Origin of the sequence: Pedobacter terrestris, from assembly GCF_052343045.1 — a bacterium.
GTDB lineage: Bacteria > Bacteroidota > Bacteroidia > Sphingobacteriales > Sphingobacteriaceae > Pedobacter.
Map to the genome: position 1 here is coordinate 1,334,605 of NZ_CP180264.1, position 22,974 is coordinate 1,357,578.

At 38.5% G+C, this 22,974-nt stretch carries 25 protein-coding genes and 2 pseudogenes; 26 read left to right on the forward strand and 1 reads right to left on the reverse strand.

The window, feature by feature from the left end:
- Positions 1–95: 95 nt before the first annotated feature.
- The 7 genes and pseudogenes from ACJVDH_RS05820 (at position 96) to ACJVDH_RS05850 (ending at position 5,997) form a co-directional block, all read left to right on the forward strand.
- Complete coding sequence (locus ACJVDH_RS05820; protein ID WP_443946622.1) at positions 96–1,739, forward strand: RHS repeat domain-containing protein; 1,644 nt, start codon at positions 96–98, stop codon at positions 1,737–1,739.
- Positions 1,736–2,437, forward strand: a complete 702-nt coding sequence (locus ACJVDH_RS05825; RefSeq protein WP_443946623.1) for a hypothetical protein — start codon at positions 1,736–1,738, stop codon at positions 2,435–2,437. The genes ACJVDH_RS05820 and ACJVDH_RS05825 overlap by 4 nt, the downstream gene beginning before the upstream one ends.
- A gap of 18 nt (positions 2,438–2,455) precedes the next feature.
- A pseudogene (locus ACJVDH_RS05830) lies at positions 2,456–3,283 on the forward strand (RHS repeat-associated core domain-containing protein); the annotation flags it as partial.
- A 4-nt stretch (positions 3,284–3,287) separates the two neighbouring features.
- On the forward strand, positions 3,288–3,641 hold the full coding sequence (locus ACJVDH_RS05835) for a hypothetical protein (protein WP_443946592.1): 354 nt from the start codon (positions 3,288–3,290) through the stop codon (positions 3,639–3,641).
- A gap of 314 nt (positions 3,642–3,955) precedes the next feature.
- A complete protein-coding gene (locus ACJVDH_RS05840; RefSeq protein WP_443946624.1) occupies positions 3,956–4,135 on the forward strand; it encodes a hypothetical protein in 180 nt (59 codons plus the stop codon).
- A complete protein-coding gene (locus tag ACJVDH_RS05845; protein WP_443946625.1) occupies positions 4,135–5,541 on the forward strand; it encodes an RHS repeat domain-containing protein in 1,407 nt (468 codons plus the stop codon). The genes ACJVDH_RS05840 and ACJVDH_RS05845 overlap by 1 nt, the downstream gene beginning before the upstream one ends.
- A 6-nt stretch (positions 5,542–5,547) precedes the next feature.
- Positions 5,548–5,997 (forward strand): hypothetical protein, encoded by a 450-nt coding sequence (locus ACJVDH_RS05850; protein WP_443946626.1) that lies wholly within the window; start codon positions 5,548–5,550, stop codon positions 5,995–5,997.
- Positions 5,998–6,065: 68 nt separating this feature from the next.
- Here ACJVDH_RS05850 and ACJVDH_RS05855 read toward each other — a convergent pair whose 3' ends face one another.
- Positions 6,066–6,413 carry a helix-turn-helix domain-containing protein gene (locus tag ACJVDH_RS05855; RefSeq protein ID WP_443946627.1) on the reverse strand — a complete coding sequence of 116 codons (348 nt, stop codon included), beginning with the start codon at positions 6,411–6,413 and terminating at the stop codon, positions 6,066–6,068.
- A 39-nt stretch (positions 6,414–6,452) separates the two neighbouring features.
- On the opposite strand from ACJVDH_RS05855, the gene ACJVDH_RS05860 reads away from it, so the two are divergent.
- The 19 genes and pseudogenes from ACJVDH_RS05860 to ACJVDH_RS05950 all read left to right on the forward strand — a co-directional run bounded on the left by ACJVDH_RS05860 (position 6,453) and on the right by ACJVDH_RS05950 (position 22,903).
- Positions 6,453–7,124 carry an RHS repeat domain-containing protein gene (locus ACJVDH_RS05860; protein WP_443946628.1) on the forward strand — a complete coding sequence of 224 codons (672 nt, stop codon included), beginning with the start codon at positions 6,453–6,455 and terminating at the stop codon, positions 7,122–7,124.
- Between the two features lie 46 nt (positions 7,125–7,170).
- Positions 7,171–7,956: pseudogene (locus ACJVDH_RS05865) on the forward strand (hypothetical protein); the annotation flags it as partial.
- Positions 7,937–8,539 (forward strand): hypothetical protein, encoded by a 603-nt coding sequence (locus tag ACJVDH_RS05870; protein ID WP_443946629.1) that lies wholly within the window; start codon positions 7,937–7,939, stop codon positions 8,537–8,539. The pseudogene ACJVDH_RS05865 and the gene ACJVDH_RS05870, both read left to right, overlap by 20 nt.
- 437 nt (positions 8,540–8,976) lie before the next feature.
- On the forward strand, positions 8,977–9,411 hold the full coding sequence (locus ACJVDH_RS05875; protein WP_443946630.1) for a hypothetical protein: 435 nt from the start codon (positions 8,977–8,979) through the stop codon (positions 9,409–9,411).
- Positions 9,412–9,975: 564 nt separating this feature from the next.
- Positions 9,976–10,926, forward strand: a complete 951-nt coding sequence (locus tag ACJVDH_RS05880) for a hypothetical protein (protein WP_443946631.1) — start codon at positions 9,976–9,978, stop codon at positions 10,924–10,926.
- 2 nt (positions 10,927–10,928) lie between these two features.
- Positions 10,929–11,426, forward strand: coding sequence for a hypothetical protein (locus ACJVDH_RS05885; RefSeq protein WP_443946632.1), 498 nt, complete (start codon positions 10,929–10,931; stop codon positions 11,424–11,426).
- The gene (locus ACJVDH_RS05890; protein ID WP_443946633.1) at positions 11,426–12,055 is read left to right on the forward strand and encodes a toxin-antitoxin system YwqK family antitoxin; all 630 of its coding nucleotides are present in this window, start codon (positions 11,426–11,428) and stop codon (positions 12,053–12,055) included. The genes ACJVDH_RS05885 and ACJVDH_RS05890 overlap by 1 nt, the downstream gene beginning before the upstream one ends.
- Positions 12,055–12,972 (forward strand): hypothetical protein, encoded by a 918-nt coding sequence (locus ACJVDH_RS05895; RefSeq protein WP_443946634.1) that lies wholly within the window; start codon positions 12,055–12,057, stop codon positions 12,970–12,972. The genes ACJVDH_RS05890 and ACJVDH_RS05895 overlap by 1 nt, the downstream gene beginning before the upstream one ends.
- 1 nt (position 12,973) lies before the next feature.
- Positions 12,974–13,999 carry a hypothetical protein gene (locus tag ACJVDH_RS05900; protein ID WP_443946635.1) on the forward strand — a complete coding sequence of 342 codons (1,026 nt, stop codon included), beginning with the start codon at positions 12,974–12,976 and terminating at the stop codon, positions 13,997–13,999.
- Position 14,000: 1 nt separating this feature from the next.
- Positions 14,001–14,957 carry a hypothetical protein gene (locus tag ACJVDH_RS05905; protein WP_443946636.1) on the forward strand — a complete coding sequence of 319 codons (957 nt, stop codon included), beginning with the start codon at positions 14,001–14,003 and terminating at the stop codon, positions 14,955–14,957.
- 25 nt (positions 14,958–14,982) lie between these two features.
- A complete protein-coding gene (locus ACJVDH_RS05910; RefSeq protein ID WP_443946637.1) occupies positions 14,983–16,023 on the forward strand; it encodes a hypothetical protein in 1,041 nt (346 codons plus the stop codon).
- 13 nt (positions 16,024–16,036) lie between these two features.
- The gene (locus ACJVDH_RS05915; RefSeq protein WP_443946638.1) at positions 16,037–16,978 is read left to right on the forward strand and encodes a hypothetical protein; all 942 of its coding nucleotides are present in this window, start codon (positions 16,037–16,039) and stop codon (positions 16,976–16,978) included.
- A gap of 13 nt (positions 16,979–16,991) precedes the next feature.
- Positions 16,992–17,933: a hypothetical protein gene (locus ACJVDH_RS05920; RefSeq protein ID WP_443946639.1), complete on the forward strand. Its 942-nt coding sequence runs from the start codon at positions 16,992–16,994 to the stop codon at positions 17,931–17,933.
- Position 17,934: 1 nt separating this feature from the next.
- Positions 17,935–19,173: a hypothetical protein gene (locus tag ACJVDH_RS05925; protein ID WP_443946640.1), complete on the forward strand. Its 1,239-nt coding sequence runs from the start codon at positions 17,935–17,937 to the stop codon at positions 19,171–19,173.
- Positions 19,161–19,523, forward strand: a complete 363-nt coding sequence (locus tag ACJVDH_RS05930; protein WP_443946641.1) for a PilW family protein — start codon at positions 19,161–19,163, stop codon at positions 19,521–19,523. Before ACJVDH_RS05925 ends, ACJVDH_RS05930 begins: the two co-directional genes overlap by 13 nt.
- Positions 19,510–19,986 (forward strand): hypothetical protein, encoded by a 477-nt coding sequence (locus ACJVDH_RS05935; RefSeq protein WP_443946642.1) that lies wholly within the window; start codon positions 19,510–19,512, stop codon positions 19,984–19,986. The genes ACJVDH_RS05930 and ACJVDH_RS05935 overlap by 14 nt, the downstream gene beginning before the upstream one ends.
- A gap of 2 nt (positions 19,987–19,988) precedes the next feature.
- Positions 19,989–21,128 (forward strand): type II secretion system F family protein, encoded by a 1,140-nt coding sequence (locus tag ACJVDH_RS05940; protein WP_443946643.1) that lies wholly within the window; start codon positions 19,989–19,991, stop codon positions 21,126–21,128.
- Between the two features lie 19 nt (positions 21,129–21,147).
- On the forward strand, positions 21,148–22,197 hold the full coding sequence (locus tag ACJVDH_RS05945; protein WP_443946644.1) for a hypothetical protein: 1,050 nt from the start codon (positions 21,148–21,150) through the stop codon (positions 22,195–22,197).
- Positions 22,184–22,903: a hypothetical protein gene (locus tag ACJVDH_RS05950; RefSeq protein ID WP_443946645.1), complete on the forward strand. Its 720-nt coding sequence runs from the start codon at positions 22,184–22,186 to the stop codon at positions 22,901–22,903. Before ACJVDH_RS05945 ends, ACJVDH_RS05950 begins: the two co-directional genes overlap by 14 nt.
- The last annotated feature ends 71 nt before the right edge of the window (positions 22,904–22,974 follow it).

Consider the following 22,974-nt stretch of genomic DNA (forward strand, 5'->3'; position numbering starts at 1 on the left):
AAATTTTTGAACTTAAACCGAGCCCTGAAAAATCAGGACTCGGTTTGGTTTTGAGCATTTTACGCATCAGTTAAAGGAAGAGAAACTGCATAACGATGCACAAAAGCACCAGTTTTGCCTACAACGAAAGGGGATGGTTGACCAAAAGTACCAGCAACGAGTTCAGTATGGAGTTGAAATACCAGGATGGAACTTCTCCGAGTTACAATGGTAATATTTCCAACCAGTATTGGGGAAGCGGAAATAATTTCCCCAACGTTTTTACCTATACCTATGACAAACTCAACCGATTGACAAAAGGCAGCAGTACAGGCGTAGCCATGAGTGAGGAGATGACCTATGATGTGATGGGAAATATTGAAACACTGGCGAGAGATGGAGGAAACCCGAACTGGTACGATTATCCGCACGGCAACCAATTGTGGTATGTTGGTTATGTAACTGACGCATACGAATACGATGCGAATGGCAATGCAATCGTAGATGGGCGTTTGCATTTTGATGTTGAATACAATCAATTGAACCTGCCCAAACGCATCTCCAACATCAATTTGAACTATACCTATGATGCTAACGGAAGAAAGCTGCGCAAAAACAACAACGGCAGTTTGCGCAATTATATTGATGGTATAGAATACAAACCTGAAGGAACAATAGATTTCATTCAAACAGAAGAAGGTATTGCACAAAACAACGGCAACAATGAATACAGTTACCGCTATAACCTGAGTGATCATTTGGGGAATGTACGGGCCACGTTTTATATTAACCCGATAAGCAACCAATTAGAAGTTTTACAACGCGACGACTACTATGCCTTTGGAATGCGCAAAAAAGGCTCTCCAAATTCTACTGTAAATAAGTATCTTTATAACGGCAAGGAATTGCAAGAAGAGCTGGGTGATCAGTACGATTACGGGGCAAGGTTTTATGATCCGGTTATTGGAAGATGGAATGTGATTGATAATAAAGCAGAAAAATACCCAAACGTAACACCTTATGTATATGCTGTCAATAATCCAATAATCTTTATAGATCCAGATGGTAATGATATAGTGTACTTCAATTCTAAAGGTCAAGAGGTGAGTAGAACGGCATCTAGTACACAATTTCAAACATTTGTTGATGTTAATGGCTCTTACGTTGAAGCGTCCATGCCGAAAATAATTAAAGGATATGAAAGTCCAGTTTTTCAGAAATATGATTATAATATTGCTGCACAAACATTTCTTTTCAATAATTTATCTGATGACCAACTTCCTAAGACACCGGGAGGATTGTCACTTACTGGAGATAGACCGTCAGATTTGGATCCGACTTTAGTAAAAGCAATAACTATTGAAGAAACAAATGGTGGTACACTCGAAGGAAAATATGGACAAAAAGGTAAAAGCGATATTATGCAGTCAAATGTTACCACAACTTCCGGTCAAACTGATTGGAGTGATAGTAAGAAGGCTTTTGGCCTAGAAAAAGGAAAAAGTGCTACACCTAATCAAAGTCTACATGCGGGTATTCGTATATTATATACCAAAGGGTTACAAACTACTGCAATTAAAGATAAGAAGGGAAAGGTAATAGGATATAACGTTACATGGAGAGGGAAAAATTGGGATGCAGCTACAAAACGTTATAATGGCGGCGGTAATCCAAATTATTTAGAAGAAGTATTAGAGTTATTAAATAGTGCATTTGATGGAACTTCGGAAAATTATTATAAAAAGGAAAAGAAGAAATGAAATATATAATACTCGCAATCTTAGTTAATATAATATCTTCTGTTAAAGGACAGAGTCATATTAATATCTATGATTCTGTTTTTAATCAAAAAAAGCTTATAAAAGATAGTAAAACGTATAAAGAATTATTTGCTAAATATTTATCAAGTAATGAAGATCCAATAAAGGCTAGTAACATTGATACTGTAATCATGAAGCAGGGAATATATATAAAAAACTACGGGAGTGCTGACTTGATTACAGTGATTTTAAGCAAAACTACAGCGAAAGTTTTAAGCTCTAAGTTTCTAGTAGTAGTGAATCATTCTACTAAAACATTAAGCTACATAAACATAGATGATTATTATCTAATTAAAACTTCAGCCTTAGATAGAGGTGTTCAAATTATGACAATGCGAAATTTTAGAGGTAATATAGAGCTATCTATTTACAATTTTTCAAAAGATCAATTTTCGCCGATTTTCTTGAAAAATATTTATAAAAGTACAGATTGTGACCAATATAAATTTGGAACTTTAAATGTAAATAATATAGATTTGAATAATGACGGGAAATTAGATCTAGTCATTAATTACAAAATTAATCATTTTTGCGACAAAGACGGAAGTGAATCCAATAGTCCTTTATATGAAATAAAACAATCTAATCAACTCATATTCTCACCAAAAGGTAAAATAGAAAATTGGACTTTGAAATAGCTTCAGTATGATTACGGGGCTAGGTTCTATGACCCGGTAATTGGAAGATGGAATGTGGTAGACGGTTTAGCAGAAAATCACTATTCAACCACAGGATACAACTATGTTCTGAGCAATCCAATAAATACAATTGATCCGTTAGGATTAGATACGGTTAAAGTTAATAACGTTACACCTGAAGTTTGGAATAATTTTAATACGAAGAAAGATCAAATTGGATTAGACGACATAACAGTAAGTGCAAATAAAGGGGAAGCTAGAGCATTGAAAGCGTACAATGCCGTTCTCGCTGAAGTTCGACTTAACTATAGAAACCAAACAGGAAACCTCTTTATGGGCTATCCTGATCGGTTAAATACTGATGCAAGTAATCTGTTTGTAAAAAGGTATTACACGGGTGCTGAGATAGATCCTTTTAGTGGAAAAGTATTAGGAGGTATTCCACTTCAAGATGCAAACTGGATTATAGATTTAGCAACTGGTGGTATTATAAGCTTGGTGAAGACAGGGGCGGCACTCACGGCTACGAATGCTGGAGGAAGAGTATTTTGGTCTGGCGGTAATATTGCAAAAGACGCTGCATTGGAATTTGCAAAATCTAACGGAATGAAAACCCTCGAAATGACAACAAGAGGTAGAATAATGAATGCAATTAGTCCATATTTGTCACGATCGATTTCAAACCCAATCTGGAATAGTTTATCAAGAAGTTTTGCAGAAGGTGCTAGAGGGGAAGTTAATTTTATTACAACATCATTGGGACCGAGGCCAACCAGTATCTGGATGACTATTGAAAAACCAATACTCGAACAAAACGGAGTAAATATAATAACTCATATAAAGTAGAATTATGATTAATATCTCAAAGCTTTTCTATTCTCCATTGTCGCTTAAAAGAAAAATTCTTGATATTGTAGAGGATATGAAACTTATTATTATACCTGTATGTCGGGAAAAATTTTGGATTGACTGGTATGGTGCCTACGATATAGATCCAAAGAATTTAGTAATTTGGATTTGCGTAGAATCGGACAAAATAAAATCAGAACTTAAGTTAAATTATGAAATAATGATCAAGCTTGAAGACACACTATGTAGACACAAATATCCTGAACAAGCAATACCTTTTGTTCAAATAGACTTTGAATCACAAGAAACAGTCGATAGGGATTCTAATGGTAATTGGTACCATCATTTTAAATAGTGCGAAGTTGACCTAATTTCATTTTTTTTGATGGCTTATCGTCAGCTTGCGCATTTTGGCGCGTAGCTGTACTCATGATTATAACCAAACGAAGCCTAACTTTGGGCTTCGTTTTCCCTCGCTGGCGCACGCGTGCTGCGTGTTAACAAAATTTTTGAACTTAAACCGAGCCCTGATTTTTCAGAGCTCGGTTTGGTTTTGAGCATTTTACGCATCAGTTAAAGGAAAAGAAACTACATAACGATGCGCAAACCACCAGCTACGCCTACAATGAACGCAGCTGGCTCACCAAAAGTACCAGCAACGAGTTCAGTATGGAGCTGAAATATCAGGACGGAACTAACCCCAATTACAACGGTAATATTTCCAACCAATACTGGGGAACCGGAAATACGTTCCCTAACGTATTCACCTACACTTATGATAAACTTAACCGTTTGACAAAAGGCAGTAGTACTGGCGTGAGCATGAGTGAAGACTCACTTATGATGTAATGGGCAATATTGAAACACTGGCCAGAGATGGCGGCAATCCAAACTGGTACGATTATCCGAACGGCAACAAATTGTGGTATGTTGGTTATGTAACTGACGCTTACGAATATGATGCCAATGGCAATGCGATAGTAGACGGGCGTTTACATTACAATATTGAATACAATCAGTTGAACCTGCCTAAACGCATCTCCAACATCAATTTAAACTATACTTATGATGCTACCGGAAGAAAGCTGCGGAAAAACAGCAATAATAGCCTGCGCAATTATATTGATGGGATAGAATACAAACCAGAAGGAACAATAGATTTTATTCAAACCGAAGAAGGAATCGCACAGAATAATGGCAGTAATGAATACAGTTACCGCTATAACCTGAGTGATCATTTAGGGAATGTACGGGCCACGTTTTATTTTAATCCGGCCAATAACAACCAATTGGAAGTCATTCAGCGAGACGACTACTATGCTTTTGGAATGCGCAAGAAGGGTTCTCCAAGTTCTACTGTAAATAAGTACCTTTACAACGGCAAGGAGTTGCAAGAGGAGCTGGGTGATCAGTATGATTACGGCGCGAGGTTCTATGACCCGGTGATAGGGCGTTTCAACACCATAGATCCACTTTCTGAAACATCAAGGAGGTTTAGTCCTTACAGCTATATCCTTAATAATCCCATTCGTTTCATAGATGTTGACGGAATGTATGCTGCTCCGCCTGATATCATATTCAAGGGTACAGATGATAAGGAGATTAGAATTAAGACAGACGGTGCAGATCAACACTATAACGTTCCTTTTGCTCTTGGCTCTAATCAGAACTTAGATTTGGGGTTGTCGGGTATAGATCCAAATAAATTTGTGCTTGGTTCAACTATACAGGCTAGTGCCGGTTTTGGATTTATAGCAGGAGTTGATTACCGGGTTAATTTAACCACAGCACAATTTACAAGTAGTGAATTTGGTGGTTATAACTATGTTTATGCTGGTGTAGATGGTGGTATGAAGCTAGGGGCGCAGGCAAGTTTTGCAGCAGGTGTTGGCGGTAGCTTTTTCGTAGGGTATAATACTAGTGATACATATGACCCTACAACATTTGCTGGTTCTTCTTATTCTGTAGGAGTTTCTGCTGATATAAAAGGCGGCTTTGGTGGAGGTTTATCTCTCTCTGCGTTTTCTTCAACAGAAGATTTTTCCGCTCCTGGTTGGAAAGGCATTTCAATTGGTGTGAACGTTGGTGTCGGTGCGTCAGGGAATTTTGGCTCTGTTGATTTACGGGAGGGTAAATCGGTGCTGTTAAATGATGTTAAGCCAACAGCTCAAAGAAGCATTGGAGATCGAATTATGAATGCTGTTGCCCCTCAACCCTCAGCAATTGCAGGATATATTTCTAGACAATTTAAGTAAAGTAAAATGGGATTAAAAAAAGCTTTTTTTTTGACGTTGGTTTTATCTCTTCTCGTTATTTTGTGGTATTATAAAAGCAAGGATGAGAAAAAGCCAGCTGAAATTATTTTAGAAAAAAACAGTATCGATTTCACCGGACGTATAATTTCCTATAATAAATCGACAGATCGTGCTTTTGGTGTAATCAAGTTTAAAGTTATCAAATCGAGTAAAGAAGCCTTTAGCATTCCAGATCCAAAATGGCTGTATCCCTATAGGTTAGAAAATGGGTATGGCGAGTTTTATGGTTATATACCTTTGGGAATTACGGAAGGTCAGTTGATAAGATTAAATGCTGGAGAAAAAAGTGTTAAACTTTATAATGGGGATGCAGAGTTTGCAAACACAAGTGTATTCGTGACTTCAGAACGAAAATTCATTGAGTATGTAAATGAGCATACCTCGTTTGGCAGATGAGGACGGTCGTTCAAGCGAGTTGTGTACGTCAAAGCCCGGCAGTTTAGAAACTGCTGGGCTTTTTTGAGTTATTTGGCGAATGCCTTTTTGGTCTTGAAGTTCTGTATGTAGGTGTCGATTACGTTGAACAGGCCTGACTGTGTATCTGCATCCATCTTCTGTATGTCGTTGATGCGTTCCACGGTTTCCTTTTCGTAGGATGCGTTCTCGCCCTCTCCAATTAAAAAATCCACCGTTACCTCGAATGCCCTTGCCATCTTTGCCACCATCTCTATCGATGGCAGGTTCTCGTTGCGTTCGTACTTTCCGATGATTTCACGGGATGCCCCAATCTGTTGGGCAAGGTCGCCCTGCGACCAGTCTTTTGCCTTTCTTAGCGTGACAATCTTGCTTCCGGTGTTTAATGTATTACTCATATCCAACCGTTGTTACAATGAAAATATAAGAGAACTTTATTGCATAAAAAAGTAAGGTTTAACCGTTTGACAAAAGGCGCTAGTACCGGCGTGAGCATGAGTGAAGAGTTGACCTATGATGTAATGGACAATATTGAAACCCTGGCGAGAGATGGAGGCAATCCAAACTGGTACGATTATCCAAACGGCAACCAATTGTGGTATGTTGGTAATGTAACCGACGGCTATGAATATGACGCCAATGGCAATGCGATAGTAGACGGACGTTTGCACTTTAATGTTGAATACAATCAACTGAACTTGCCTAAACGCATCTCCAGCATCAATTTGAACTATACTTATGATGCTACCGGAAGAAAGCTGCGGAAAAACAGCAATAATAGCGTGCGCAATTATATTGATGGGATAGAATACAAACCAGAAGGAACAATAGATTTTATTCAAACCGAAGAAGGAATCGCACAGAATAATGGCAGTAATGAATGCAGCTACCGTTACAATCTGAGTGACCATTTAGGGAATGTGCGGGCCACGTTTTATTTTAATCCGGCCAATAACAACCAATTGGAAGTCATTCAGCGAGACGACTACTATGCCTTTGGAATGCGCAAGAAAGGTTCCCCAAGTTCTCTTGTAAATAAGTACCTTTACAACGGCAAGGAGTTGCAAGAAGAGCTGGGAGATCAGTATGATTATTCGTCATTTACTTAACATTGTTTAGCGGTACTCATGAGCTCAGCAAAGCTTCGGTTATGGCGCAAGGTTCTATGACCCGGTGATTGGCAGATGGAATGTGGTGGATCCAAAGGCGGAAAAGTATTATGGAGTTACATCTTACACATATTCTTTGAATCTTCCTTCGTCATTAATAGATCCTGATGGAAGAGACGTCGATATTAATAATCTCACTGATGATGAGCATAAACAGGCACTACTTGAATTTTTGAAAACAAAAAATGGATTGGCTTTTATCTCAAGTTATCTTAAGAAAGGCCAATCTCTAAATATTACAATTGGAAAGAAAAGTCATTTATTTGTTGCAAAAAAAGACGGTGAGTTTGCAAATGATCTTTTAGCATTAGGCTCTTCGGACAATTTAGGGACAGGAAATGGAGCCACAGTATTGGGGCGCACAACCACGAATAAATCCGATGGAAATGAATTGAATGAAGATGGCTTTGGTGGAAATGACAATAAATATGATGCAAGAGGAAAAGTCGTAGAGCAAATTTGGCTTAAAAAAGGTCAAGGCTTGGAAAAAACTATTTCTACATTAGGACATGAATCGTTCGTACATGCTTTTCCAGACCAAAATAGACTTAGAGAATTAAGACAAGAGTTGAATAAAGGAACTATCCAGCCTGGCACAAAAGATTATGCACAAAAATTAGAAGCAATAACAAATAGCGGACAAATTGATCACAAAAATTTATCGAATGGGAAATCAGGTGCATTTTTGAATTTTAGTTTGCAAATGGATGTAATAAAAAGCACAACAAAATTCATAAGATCGTATAACCAAGATGTTAAAGAAAATAAATAATTTAAAAAAAATGTTTTGCATATTTTTATATACGTATGCATTTTTTTTTACCTCATGTAGAAATGAGTCTAAGTTTGAGTATATAATTTCCAAACAAGATAGCGTATACAAAGCAATCCATACCAGATCTGACGGGGTTGTTTTATTACCACCTGAAGTAAAGTTTGGAAGATATAACTTTATAGTTGACTCAACGAATAATGTTTATTTTTATTCTTTTCAAGAACCTAAACAGATCACTGGAACTTTTGACGGTGAACTTGATGAATATGCATGTTTGAAGCCAAATTATCTATTTAAAATTCCTAAGGGACTCGAACAAACTTTTTTTGAAGAAAATGTTGTTCTTCAAAAAACTTCGGAAAAGATTAAAACTATAAATGTTGCTTCTTTCAATGATACAGTCAAACTTGACTTTATTAAATTTTTGAAAGGCTTTGTTCATAAGGATTCATCTGGCTACTCTCTTAGAATTAGACGGTTACTACCAGAGGAAAGTAAGGTTATCAGTTATAAACTTCGAGGAAAACCATATTTTCCACGTGGCAATGAGGAAGACTGTTCATATTCAGATGTAAACTAATTTGTAAGTTGTAAATTACAGATGAATTGAGCCAATATAATTACGGCGCAAGGTTCTAATCCTGTAATAGGAAGATGGAATTTGATGGATCCGCACACTCAGAAGATGAGACAATACAGTCTATATAATTATACTTTCAACAATCCTTTTAGGTTCGTCGATTCATATCGGATGATGCCGAAATCAATTTTATCCAAATATATGATGCTACCGGATGAAACCTCCGCAAAAACAGAAATGGCAGTTTGCGCAATTATATTGATGGAATAGAATACAAACCGGAAGGAACCGTAGATTTTACTTAAACCGAAGAGGGATTGCACAAATAACAGCATTAATTTATACGATGAATAATCCAATATTAATGATAGACCCTGATGGGATGGCTACGGATGCACTTAAAAAAAACCTGAGCCTAAACCTATTCAGTTACAACGATGAATAAAGAATTAGAAAAACTGAAAAATAAATGCCTTTTGTTTAATCAGTTTATGATTGAAAAGGGTGGCTTTCCTATACAAATGCAATCATCTTTCGTTGAGTGCAATATGCTTATTAATGAAGCTTATGCTAACCGTAATAATAAATTAATTAAAGCCATGAGTGCAGATATTGATGAGCAAATTTCAAGGCATATGCCATTATCGATGGTTCTGGAATTACAGGCTTACGTTTTGACGCTTGATTTTGGATCCGTTGAAGAGGTAAAATTGAAAGAAATCGATAAAATAATTAAACGAGGGCGGATTTCTGGATCTGGAGAATATGACCTCGTGATCAATTTCGTCGATGAGATTCATAATGATCTTGCAAGAGCAGATGAGGTTAATGTTTTAAATGGCCTGCTCTTGAAATTTGATGCAAATAAGTGAGCCAAGTTTTAATTTGTTCGTCTCGGCTGATTGGCGTTTTATAGCAATGACGGGACTTGGTTTTTAAAATACAAAAGCTTTTATTACAAGTTATCATATTGGTGAGCGAAGAGAATCTGCTTTTTTATTGAGTTCGGTGAACCTATTTATCAAACCCAAAATATGCGAACAAAAGTGTTAAAATCCTTTGCCTTTTAACCATTAAATTAGATATTTGTAAAAAAACTAATTATGATAATGTCTATTTCTAACGCTTGCTCCCGATATCTTTTATTTAAAGACCTGGTCTGTTCAGGCGCCTTGATTTAGTCGTAAAACCAAACAACATCCCCATTTTTTTGCAGTATATTTTGATCATCTAAAGAGGTCGAAGTGCATGCTGTTTTATGTCTGTGCATTTTAAACAGGAAAGGTTATTTTTTGTGCAAAAACAATGTTTGCGCCGGATGATATTTTAATCTCCGAAAATCACCTGTTTGCTAAAATGTATGATCTAAAGTGCTTGCAAGAAACTAGAAGATTAAGATAAGTTAACACTTTTATATTACAATATTTTGCCATTATATGACGCGCAACACATCAATACTTAAGATCGCCTTACTGTTCTCTTTAATCTGTCATTTCGGTTGCAGCGAGTTTATTGAACCTTCAATAAAAGACCAGACGATAGCCATCATTGCTCCTGGAGATCGTTTGGAAACGAGTACCTATCTGCAAACTTTCTGGTGGAATAAACTGGACGATGCGCTTAAATATAAACTCGAAGTGGTATCGCCTAGTTTTGATAGCGTTTCAATTGTGGCGCTTGATACTACCGTCACTACAGATAAATTTGCTTTTACCCTCGATCCGGGAAAGTATGAATGGCGTGTTCGCGCTGAAAATGGAAGCAGTGCCACCGCATATGTTAAGAGAAGTTTCACTATTTATCCCTCAGCGCTGACAGATCAGATCGTTACCTTAAAATCGCCAGCAAATGGAAATTATTCTGCATCCGCCGATTGGACATTTGAATGGCAAAGGCTTTTTGGGGCTACGAGTTACAGGCTCCAAATAGATAATAATAACTTTTTAGATGAAGCCAACCTTACCATCAATATTGCTACCGATAATTTGAGTTTTATACAAAAGTTAACAGCAGAAGGGACTTATCAGTTTCGGGTAAGAGCAGAAAATGCAACGGAAACTTCGAAATGGAGCACCGTAAGATCCTTCACTTACGATGCAACTCCGCCTGCTGCGGTAGTTTTAAGCTTACCAACGGATCAGCAATCTGTTGCCAAACCCGTTCGGTTGTTGTGGAATAAGGTAAGCGATGCAGATCGTTATGAATTGTATATCTATAAAAATGATGGATCCGTTTTTAATAATACTTATCCATTAAGTACAACATCCTTAGAAGCATCATTCAGCCTTGGGAATTCTGGAGAAACGATATTGTGGCGTGTTCGTGCAATAGACAAAGGTGGTAACGTTGGCGAATTCAGTCCATTCAGAAGTTTCACATTGCAATAGGCATGAGTAAAAATAAAAGTACCATTATAATATTGTCCATCTGCGTACTCGGCATATGGGGTATTATATTTTACCGTGTATTCGCCAGTATTTCAGAAGAAGATTCTCCTATGCCAACAAGTAATTATGTAAAGGAGGCATACTTCAAAGGTGAAGACCACACTTTGGATACCGTTTCCGTTAATTTAAATTATGGAGATCCATTTGGTGGAATAGATCATGTAGAAACGGATCTTAACATTAAACCATTAGCTACGCAAAATATTCATCAGCCCGTTATTTTACCTAAACCTACGGCGAATTTCGCCAACATTCATTATTTGGGTAACATCATTAATTCGGCACAAAAAAGGCCAATCGCAATTATTAGCATTGAAGGGAAAGAGTTCATGATGAGCGAAGGCGAAAACAAAGCGGGCGTAAAATTTATCAAATACCTGGGCGATTCTGTAAAAATTAGCTATCAGGGTATATCCAAAAACCTAACAATAAATAAATAATGTTGCTTTCAACACGATTAACAGTCATTTGCTTTTTATTCATAAGTGTGTTCTCGGCGTCAGCGCAAAAACAAATTTTTGATATTTCTGAATACAGTCATACCATAAACTATGAAGATCATAAGGCAGTCTTTCATATTCAATCTACAGATCAAAAAAAGCCTCAGGCGAATGTAGAACGAATTTATTACTGGTACAGTGGAAATCAAATCCGAAGTACGCAAGGTGGCTTTAGTGGAAAGTTATTGAACGGATTATATAACGAATACTTTCTCACCAAAAACCTGAAAGAGCAAGGGAACTTTAAAATGGGGCTTAAAGATGGCTTATGGAGCAACTGGTTCGAAAATGGTCACTTGTCAAAAGTTGTACATTTTAAAAAAGGCATTTTACAAGGGGCTTTTGAAAAATACTCAGACTCTGGTTATGTAATGGAGAAAGGAAGATATATCAATGGTCAATTAAGTGGTAAAATTACAAGGTACTTTGCTAAAGACAGTATACAAGTATTCCAATATAAAAATGGGATCCTGGTGCAACAAAAACCTTCGAGGTTCAAAAAATGGATACCTAAATTTTTGGTCAAAAAAGATAAAAAGAAGGATGAACAAGAAACCAAACCTCGATAATGAAACTACAATCTATATTAATCGCAACACTACTGATAAGTAAATTTGCTGCAGCTCAAAACACCTTTCCAAATGACGGAAACGCAGGCATCGGAATACTTACTCCGAATTTCTTTTTTGGTGGAAATGGATTACAGATCGAAGAGAACAGACCTACCTTAAGATTTGCACCGAACGCAAACGGGGGGCTTGCAACTATTCTGTTTAAAGGTAAATTTAGTGAAAATGCTTCAAGTACGGAAGATGAATTCCATTTTAACTATGTCAGCACTACTACAAATCCTTATCTTGTTTTAGGCGCCTACAAAAATGGACCGAAGACCATTATGTCCTGGATGGGCGCAGGAAATTTAGGCATCGGTACAGATGCTCCCCAGACCAAACTGGATATCAACGGGGTTTTGCAGGTGTACAACAAAGACAATCAAGCTGCAAACTGGGACAATATCCGGATATGGTCTGAAGGTTCAAACGGACTCATCGAGTCAAATGGTGATGAAGCTGGAATGATCATCAGGTCTAATGGAGGCAATAAGATCTTGCTGATGAGTGATGTTGGAATTGGTACAACAAGTCCAACAGAAAAACTTTCAGTAGCAGGGAAAATTGGTGCATCTGAAATCCAGGTTCGATCAGACGGCTGGCCAGATTATGTTTTTAAGCCAGAATATCATTTGCCCTCGCTTTCGGAAATTGAAAAACAGATTAGAGCAAACGGTCACTTACCTGAAATGCCATCTGCCAAAGAAGTTGAAACCAATGGCCTTGCTGTAGGCGAGATGTTGAAACTACAACAACAGAAAATTGAAGAGCTGACCTTACACCTGATTCAAAAAGACAAAGAGATAAAAAGCCTGAATTATGCACTCGAAAAACAGGGCAAGTTATTAATTGAAATATTAAATAAACTGAAATAAGATGACTAAAACATCTACATTAACCATTCTAATCCTCCTATCTCCACTACTTTCTTTAGCGCAAACCGAAGTAAGAGACAACGCAAGTTTGCAAGGAAATGCAGGCGCAAAGTCTGGCTTTTTCGAAACCTCCAATCCAACTAATTATCCCGGGGGAGCCGCAAGTTGGTGGCACTTGCTCGATGTAAGGCATAGCAATACAGTAAATAATTACGCCATGCAGTTTTCGGGAAGTTTTTTTGACCAAAATCTATTTTTTCGTAAAACCAATGATAACGCAAGCCAAGAGTGGTCTAAGGTCTTGTTACAAACCTATGGAAAAGCGATTGTAGATGGGCAAGGTTGGTTTAGCTACGGAAATCCAAATATGGGTGGGTATAGCTGGACCAATGCTGCGTTAACTACTAATAGCATCGAAATCGTAAATAACAACCAAACAGTCAGCAATTCATCTCCAACATTAGCCTTTCATCGCTACGGCAGTGGTGGACCACAATTTAGGTTGGCTGCTGATGGTTCCAATATTCTTTATCTGGAAAGCTCCGGAGAGAATTCTGCACGAAGCCCGCTGCAATATGGTGGTGGTCCCAATAACTATTTCAATAAATTATATGTCGACGCAGGTTTAGTTGCAACAGGCAATGTTGGCATCGGAACTACCAGTCTTACCGAAAAGTTAAATGTCGAAGGTAAAATTCGAGCTAGAGAAGTTAGAGTAGAATCGGCAAACTGGCCAGATTATGTCTTTAAACCGGAATATGCACTTCTAAGCCTTGCTGATATAGAAAAACAAATCAAGCAAAATGGCCATTTGCCCGAAATGCCATCGGCTGCAGAGGTAGAAACTAATGGTATTGCACTTGGCGAAATTAATAAGCTTCTGCTTAAAAAAATTGAAGAATTGACGCTGCATCTCATACTTAAAGACAAACAACTTAATAGTCAGCAAGAGGAGTTAAACCTAATGAAGTCGACACTGAGTAAGCAACAGCAACTTTTAGAAAACATTCAAAAGCAACTGAAGTAATATGACGAAAAATTTAATTGTGGCCATAGCATTGTTAATTCCGCTGTTTTCGCAAGCCCAGAACGTTTTTCCGGAAAGCGCAAACGTCGGAATAGGCACACTTACACCGGATCAAAAACTAACGATAAAAGGCGGAGGTATTGGTTTTGATTACAACTCTGCCGATAAGAAACTGTATTCGCCACAAGATGGTGTATTGGAATGGTTTACCAACCAGGCGGCTTATGAACGTGGCTTTTCAGTAAGCCATCAAGGCGAAAGACGCGTCTACCTCAATGTTTTGGGCAACAGTTATTTAATGGGCGGATCTGTCGGAATCGGCACGACGAATCCGCAATATAAACTGGACGTAACCGACGGCGACATTCGTACAACCGGCAGTTTGATCGTATCAACCGGCAATGCAACGGGCGGCGGAATTAAACTGGCCGATGACGGAGACATCGTTGATTTGAATGATGGCTGGGCAACACACCGTTTTTCTTTAGGACTGAGAATTACCAATGGAAATTCAGGCGGTACGCCCGTAATCCAGTTGGCCAACGGTGTAAATGAACAAGTAAGTTATTTGAATGCAGGTAACGTCGGTATTGGTACCACTACGCCCGCCGAAAAACTTTCAGTAGCAGGAAAAATTGGTGCATCTGAAATTCAGGTTCGATCAGATGGCTGGCCGGATTATGTTTTCAAAGCAGATTATCAATTGCCCTCTCTTCCAGAAATTGAACAACAGATAAAACTTAGCGGACATCTTTCAGAAATACCATCTGCAAAAGATGTAGAAACCAATGGTGTAGCTCTTGGAGAAATGAACAAGCTTTTACTTAAGAAAGTAGAAGAGTTGACGTTGCATTTAATTGAGAAAGATAAGGAACTGAAAAAGCAACAAAAAATTAGTCAGGAACAGGAAGATAGACTCAAAGCGATCGAGCGCAAGTTAGAAATAAACAATAAGTAGTTAGTGTTTTAATAGACAAAAATATATGACAATCAATAAGTTTTTTACTTGTTTCTTTTTCTTATTCATATTTAGTGCGGCGGTACATGCCCAAGAACCCAAATTTGAGTTTAATGGTGCGGCTGACGTATTCCTTTCTTACCCACCGCGTGGCTCGGGTGGTCGTGCCATCGTACATGATGGCGGTAATGTACTTTCACTAAATTATGGAGGAGATTTTACCGGCGGAACGCGAATTGGAAACGTGACGGCTATAGAAAATAATGGCGGTATACGTGTGGGCAATGCCGGAGCTTATACCAACAGCAGAAGTTCGTTTAATGCCTATACTTCTGGTTTGGACGCACAACCGAACACTGGATGGATCGCCGCAGATTTTGGCGGAGCCGACAATACTACCGACCGCTTGGTAATTGGTACCGGTTTCGGTGGTAAGGCAGTAATTGGTACGCACAATTACAACCTGACTGCTTGGGGAGGTGACTTATTGATTTCTCCTCTAGGTGGAAAAGTTGGAATCGGTACAACTGTTCCCGATGCTCCTTTAACCGTATATGGAAATTCTAATATTTATCCGGCGCGAACCGGTAGCGGTGATGCCCGTGTTTTTAGAATAACTACAACCATTGCAGATTTTCCTTTTTTAAACAACGATTATCCGGTGATTCTAAGCTCAGGAGGGGGAAATCAGCCTTTGGTCTTGGATGCAGCCAGAATAGGAATCGGAACCTCGAGCCCGCAAGAGCGGCTATCTGTAAACGGAAAAATTGGTGCAACTGAAATTCAGATTCGATCAGATGGCTGGCCGGATTATGTTTTCAAAGCAGATTATCAATTGCCCTCTCTTCCAGAAATTGAACAACAGATAAAACTTAGCGGACATCTTTCAGAAATACCATCTGCAAAAGATGTAGAAACCAATGGTGTAGCTCTTGGAGAAATGAACAAACTTTTACTTAAGAAAGTAGAAGAGCTGACACTTCATTTAATCGAAAAAGATAAACAAATAAAATCCCTGATACAACGCATGGATCATCTTGAAAGAAAATCGAATAAAGAAAATTAGAAAACCGAATACTATGAAGAAGTTATATGTTTTGGGCTTGTCACTAAGCTTTTGTTTCCTATTCAAGTATAATGGAAATGCCCAGGTTTTACCATTCGAAAAAGGTGACTTTGTTGAGATTGATTCCAAGCAGGGAGCAACCGGAAATATTTTTATGAGAAAACTATGGTTGTACCGAGAAAATCCCGGAAATCAATGGTCTACTTCGTCATTGTATGATGGTATAGGGGTAGATGTTTCTTTTTTGACTCCCGGAGTAAATGCCAAAACCTGGTGGAAACGAGATCCCTGGAATGAAATTCAATCCTGGGGAACCGGCGATAATACGTACATGACCTTGAATAATGATCGCTTCGGAATTGGGACAAAAACGCCTGTAGGAATGTTAGATGTACAAACACCAAATAATGGCTGGCTAATTACTGCTCATACCAACGCATTTAATATTGGCGATATTAATGGAATTAAATTCTATTCTGGATATATAGGAGAAAACAAATGGTCAGGTATATCAAGTGTTGCAGAAGATGTTCATAGTAATAGCACAGGTTTGGCAATGTATTCTGGTGAAAATGAAAGAATCCGGATTGCCGCTAATGGGAACGTTGGTATTGGAACCACTACACCAAAAGAGAAACTTTCCGTAGATGGGAATATCGGAGCGAGGGAAATCCAGGTGCGTTCTACTGGCTGGCCAGATTATGTTTTTGAACCTGAATATACGCTATTAAGTCTTTCCAATACCGAAAAGCAGATCAAACTTACTGGTCATTTGCCAGAAATGCCATCAGCTAAAGAGATAGAAAGTAAAGGCCTGGAAATAGGCAATATGCTTAAACTTCAGCAAAAGAAAATCGAAGAATTAACGCTTCACCTGATTGAAAAGGAAAAGCAAATTGAATCGCTGATACAACGCATGGATCATCTTGAAAGAAAATCGAATGAAGAAAATTAGAAAACCGAATACTATGAAGAATTTATATGTTTTAGGTTTATCGTTAAGCTTTTGCTTATTGTTTATAAGGAAAGGAAATGCACAGGTTTTGGGATATGCGCAAGGCGATTTCGTTGAGATTGACTCCAAGCAAGGCATAACAGGAAATACTTTTATTCGAAAACTATGGTTGTACCGCGACTCTCCGGGGAACAATTGGTGGTCTACGTCATTATATGATGGGATAGCAATAGACATTTCTTTTCTTAATCCCGGAGTAGATGCGAGAACCTGGTGGAAGAGAGATCCTTATAATGAAATTCAATCATGGGGTACGAAAGACCAAACCTATATGACTTTGAAAGGTGACCGCTTTGGTATTGGCACTTCTAATCCTCTAAGCAGATTAGAAGTAAATGGCGATTTTTTATTAGGAGGAGGCAATTTAGATATCAATGGAACCTTAGGCAATTTAAGTTACTTAGCCGGAAGTGGAAAACTATTGATAGGCTGGAATCGCAGTGGCGGTGGTGGCGAAACTGATTTTATTTCAAATCAAGGTCCCGGGGCCAATGGTGGTTTTTCCTTTTACAATTTTGACAACAATAGTAATCTTCAAAATTTAATGTGGATACACGGAAATGGAAATGTCGGCATCGGCACATCTAATCCTCAGGAAAGATTATCTGTTAACGGAAAAATAGGTGCCTCTGAAATCCAGGTGAGATCTACTGGCTGGCCAGATTATGTCTTTAAACCGGAATATGCACTTCCAAGCCTTGCTGATATAGAAAAACAAATCAAGCAAAATGGCCATTTGCCCGAAATGCCATCGGCTGCAGAGGTAGAAACCAATGGTATTGCACTTGGCGAGATGAATAAACTTTTGCTGAAAAAAGTAGAGGAACTCACGCTGCATCTTATTCAGCAAGGTAAAGAAATTGAGCAGTTGAAAAAACAGATAAGCAAACGTTAAGATGGTTAAAGCAGGTGCGCTTTATTTCTCTATTGTTGTTGCATTTTTCATTGCCATTATATCGGCATCTGTAATTATGCTTGCTGCACATTATCGCGCCAGCTATTTAAAAGAATTGCGGATGGCCCGGCTTCAAAACAATTTAAAATCTGGTTGGAACCTTCTGCTTACAGATAACGCCACGCAATCTTTTTTGAATAATGGAATTGACTTATACGGCGATCAAACCGACAGTGTATACGTATCGAAAAAGCAATGGGGTTTGTATGATCTGGCAACGGTAAAGGCTTTTATTCAGCAAGATACCTTGAAGCAAGCTGGTCTCCTGGCCGTCAACACTGAGCAAGATGCGCTTGCTTTATACCTGAGCGATGAAGATCGGCCATTGTCAGTAAGCGGGGATACACGGATCCGGGGAAATGTGGAAGTGCCAAAATCTGGGATGCGAAAATCTTATGTGGACGGAAAACCCTATACCGGCGATGAAATGGTTTTTGGAAAAACCAGTGACAGTAAGCGCCAGCTTAAAGGTTTAGAAGACGACTTTTTAAAACCTTTATCTGCTTATTTTGAACAAGGAGCCGGAAGGTTAAGCGCAGTAAATGCCAAAGGGATAAAAAACAGTTTCCTGGATTCTACACAAATTATAAGACTGGCTAAAGGCACCGTTGTAGACGCGGAATTGGAAGGCAACATCATTATCCAATGCGATAGCGCACTAACCATCAGCAAGAATGCCAAATTGGATCAGGTGATGATTTTTGCCTCTACAGTAAAAATTGAAAGTGGTTTTCAAGGCAATTGCCAGGTCTTTGCCAAAGATTCAATCGTAGTAGGCAATCAAGTTAAATTAAATTATCCATCGGCGCTGGTATTGATCAGTGCAGAGAAATTGATTGGGCAAGCCAAAATTGTACTTGGAAATACAAGCACCTTAGAAGGTGTTATACTCAGTTATGAAGCCAATAGGTCATCGTTACAGACTCAGGTAGATATTGGCGAAAAATCTATTGTAAAAGGAGAAATCTATTGTTCCGGAATTATAAAAATGGCTAGTGATTTTACGATCCAGGGCAAAGTTTCCTGTAACCGTTTTTTGCTGCAAAGAAAGGGTACGCTCTACGAAAATTTCCTTGTGGACGCTAAAATAAGCCGGCCGGCTCGGAGTAAATATTACCTGAGCTCCAGAATTTTCACTGGCAACAGTAAGGAGAAAAAACTTTTAACATGGCTAAAGTAATGCGTGAAAAAATAGAAAGCTCAACACTCATTGAAGTGTTGATAGCTATGGTTATTATCATGGTGATTTTTTCTGTCGCAATGGGTTTGTTTTCCAATGTAATTGGCAGTAGCACATCTTACACAAAAGTCAAAGCACAAAACCAAATGGAAGTTCTCGCAGATGAAATACGCACCCTTGGTTATGTTAAGGAAAATTCCATCAGTATTGACAGTGTTGATTATCAAATTGAAGACGATGAAAACGCCGTTAATGGATTAAAAAAAATAAAAATAAAAGCCAGTCAGCAGGGCAGGTCACTTGGAAGTGTACAATGTTTAATTCAACAAAACGCCAATGCAGAACAATAGGATTACCGCGTATACACTTATGGAAATTACCATTGCGATGCTGCTCTCAGCCATTTGTATGGTCATCTGCTATAGTGCCTATGATTTGATTTCTGCATATTATCGCAATTTCAGAGATAAGAATGAAGCTAATGATGCCGTTTTCGGACTAAAGCATGCTATGATTCATGATTTATCGAAGGGCAAATATCTGATACGCACTGCACAAGGATTTGAAGTTTTGAATAAGGATACAACAATAACCTATCAATTTAACGAAGAGTATATTTTAAGGGATTTAGGTGAGCAGCATACAGATACTTTTTTCTTGAAAACAACAAATCTGCAGTTTCATTTTGAGCAAAAAGAAGTTTCGGAAATGGATACCGTAGATCAGGTCGATTTCTCTGTACAGCTTGACAGCAATACACGTGTTCCTATGCGCATGACCAAAAGATATAGTGCTCAGGATTTATTCAGATAATTATGGCATCAGTAGATATTTCTAAATACAAACCAAAACGGTCAGTTACTGCCAAAACCAAACAAGGGAGTGTACTTGATTTTATGAATCGGGACATTTCTTTTGGCAATGGACAATTGCCGGATAAAAAGAAAGAAAGTTTTTACAATGAATTAGGCACTTTGATTCGTTCAGGTATCGATATCAAAACAGCCCTCGATTTAACCGTAAACTCCTTTACCTCGAAAAAAGATGAAACCTTGTTTTCTGAAATCCGAAATCATATTATTTCGGGAAAATCGTTATCCGAAACTTTAGAAGGACAAGAGAAATTTAGCCGCTACGAATATTACAGCATAAAAATTGGCGAAGAAACCGGGCGTCTGGGAGAAATATTAGCCGAATTGGCTAAATACTATAAAGCTAAAATTAGCCAGCGGCGCAAAATTATTGGCGCAATCACGTACCCGGTTTTGGTGATGAGTACTTCATTTGGGGCAATTTTTTTCATGATTAAGTTTGTGGTACCCATGTTTGCCGATGTTTTTAAACGTTTTGGCGGCAAGCTGCCCTATATCACAGCGCTCATTGTAAGTTTTTCAAACTGGTTTGACCGGTACATATATGTCATCTTGCTGATTATAATTGCAAGTGTAGTGGCCTATCTGGTTCTCCGCAAAACCTTATGGTTTAAAAAATATGCTGCGCTATTCGTTCTGCGTATACCGCTGGTAGGTGATATTCTAAAAAAGATTTATTTGGCACGTTTTGCCAATACCATGAGGCTCTTAACCGGAACAAATACACCTTTGCTGCATGCCTTGGAAATGGTCAGGCTCATGATTACTTTTTACCCGATAGAAGAATCGCTCTTGCAGGCAGAAAAAGATATTTTACTGGGCAGCAGCTTATCCAGCACATTGGCCAAACATGATTTTTATCCCGTAAAATTTATTCAAATGATTCGCATTGCCGAAGAAGTAAACCGCCTGGAATATTTTTTTGAGCAGCTTGCAGATCAGTATACCGAAGAAGTAGAATATAAAACCAATGCCATCAGTGGTTTGCTGGAACCATTAATCATCATCTTTCTTGGCCTTGCAGTGGGCATAATTCTTATCGCGATGTACCTGCCGATGTTCCAAATGAGCAATACTTTCTAAATATTATTACCAAACAAACATGAATACTAAATCAAAATTAATCTGCTGTCTGGGTGCGTTTGCTGCCCTTATCGTGACAGAAAATGCACTGGCACAAGATCAAACTGTTAACGGAAATCTCAGCATTGGCGCAGGATCGCATTCTGCTCTGGGTTACGGATCCAAAATTTTCTTTTTAGGAAATTCTGACGATTGCTTTATTGGCCGTTACAATGTAGCCGAAAACCAAACTCAATTTCGATTTAACATTGGAGATGATTTACAGCCCGAAGACAAATTTGTAGTGGGCGTGAATTATGGGAATAATACCTGGTATCCCCGGTTCGCTGTGCAAGGCGATGGAAATGTGGGTATAGGTACTGAAAATGCTACTGCAAGACTCCGTGTTGTTGGCGGCGCAACTGTTTTAGGTCAAAATGCACGACCGACAAATACGGATGGACATCTTAGTATAGGTAACATTCTGGAAGATTCATCGCCTCAGGGTAGCGATTGGTCAGACCGTACAACACTTTTGCTAAGCGCTGCTAATTTCACAACTATTGGTTTTCACGATTCAGACTATCGAGTAGATTTTATTCGCTCTGGCAATGGAACCATTGAATTGGGTTATGATGGGGGCTACGGAAAAGCCAACATTGGTTTGCCCGGAGGGATTTGGAATTCTAGTGGTAATGTAGGGATAGGCACAGCAACACCCAGCGATAAACTCTCGGTAAATGGCAACATCCGCGCCCGTGAAATTAAAGTTGATAGCGAGCATTGGCCGGATTATGTTTTTGAGCCTAATTATAAGATCACTCCATTGGCGGAAATTGAAACTTTCATTAAACTGCACAAACATTTGCCAGAGATGCCAAGTGCTAAAGAGGTCGCAGATAATGGCATTGCTTTGGGCGAAATGAATAAGTTATTACTTAAAAAAATAGAAGAATTAACCTTACATCTAATCGCTAAAGATAAAGAAAACGAAGCGCTGCAACTGCGTGAATTAGAACGCGATCGAAAATATGAACAGCAAATAGAACAAATTTTAACGCTTATTAAAACGAAAAATGATAAAAAATAAAGTTAGATTAATTATTATTTCAATGCTGGTGTGCAGCTCAATAGTAAAAGCTCAGAATAAACTGGAGAGCACTGGAAATGTTGGTATAGGAACGTTAAACCCAGTCGGAAATCTAGATGTTTTTAGCTCAATAAATACCACAACCACGCCTCTTTTCTCTATCCGGTCTGATTTTCATACAGTGGGAAACTACGGAATGATCAAGTTTGGCGATTATACTCAAACCACCGACTATCAAAAAGGGGCAATAATATATGAAAGCGTTGCCGGATCTGCCCGTGGGAAATTTCATATCGCACTCGAAAATTCCGATTCTCCGGAGAGTGTGAAGCTGTCTGATAGTCGGGTCACCATCTTATCGGATGGAAATGTAGGCATCGGAACTATGACCCCGTCCGATAAACTCTCGGTAAATGGCAACATCCGCGCCCGTGAAATTAAAGTTGATAGCGAGCATTGGCCGGATTATGTTTTTGAAAAAAATTATAAGAAAACAAACCTTTCCGATTTGGAAGTTTACATCAGCACGCATAAACATTTGCCCGATATGCCAAGTGCTAAAGAAGTAGAAAGCAATGGCCTGGAATTAGGCGAAATGGTAAAAATGCAGCAGAAGAAAATAGAAGAGCTGACGCTGTACTTGATTGAGATGAAGAAGGAACTTACAGCACTTAAAGAAACCAACTTAGCCAACAAAAATAAATAATTCAGGCAGGTTTGTATGCCTGAACAATATTCAGAATTAAAAAGGTTTATGCCCGCTATCCCTGTATTAAA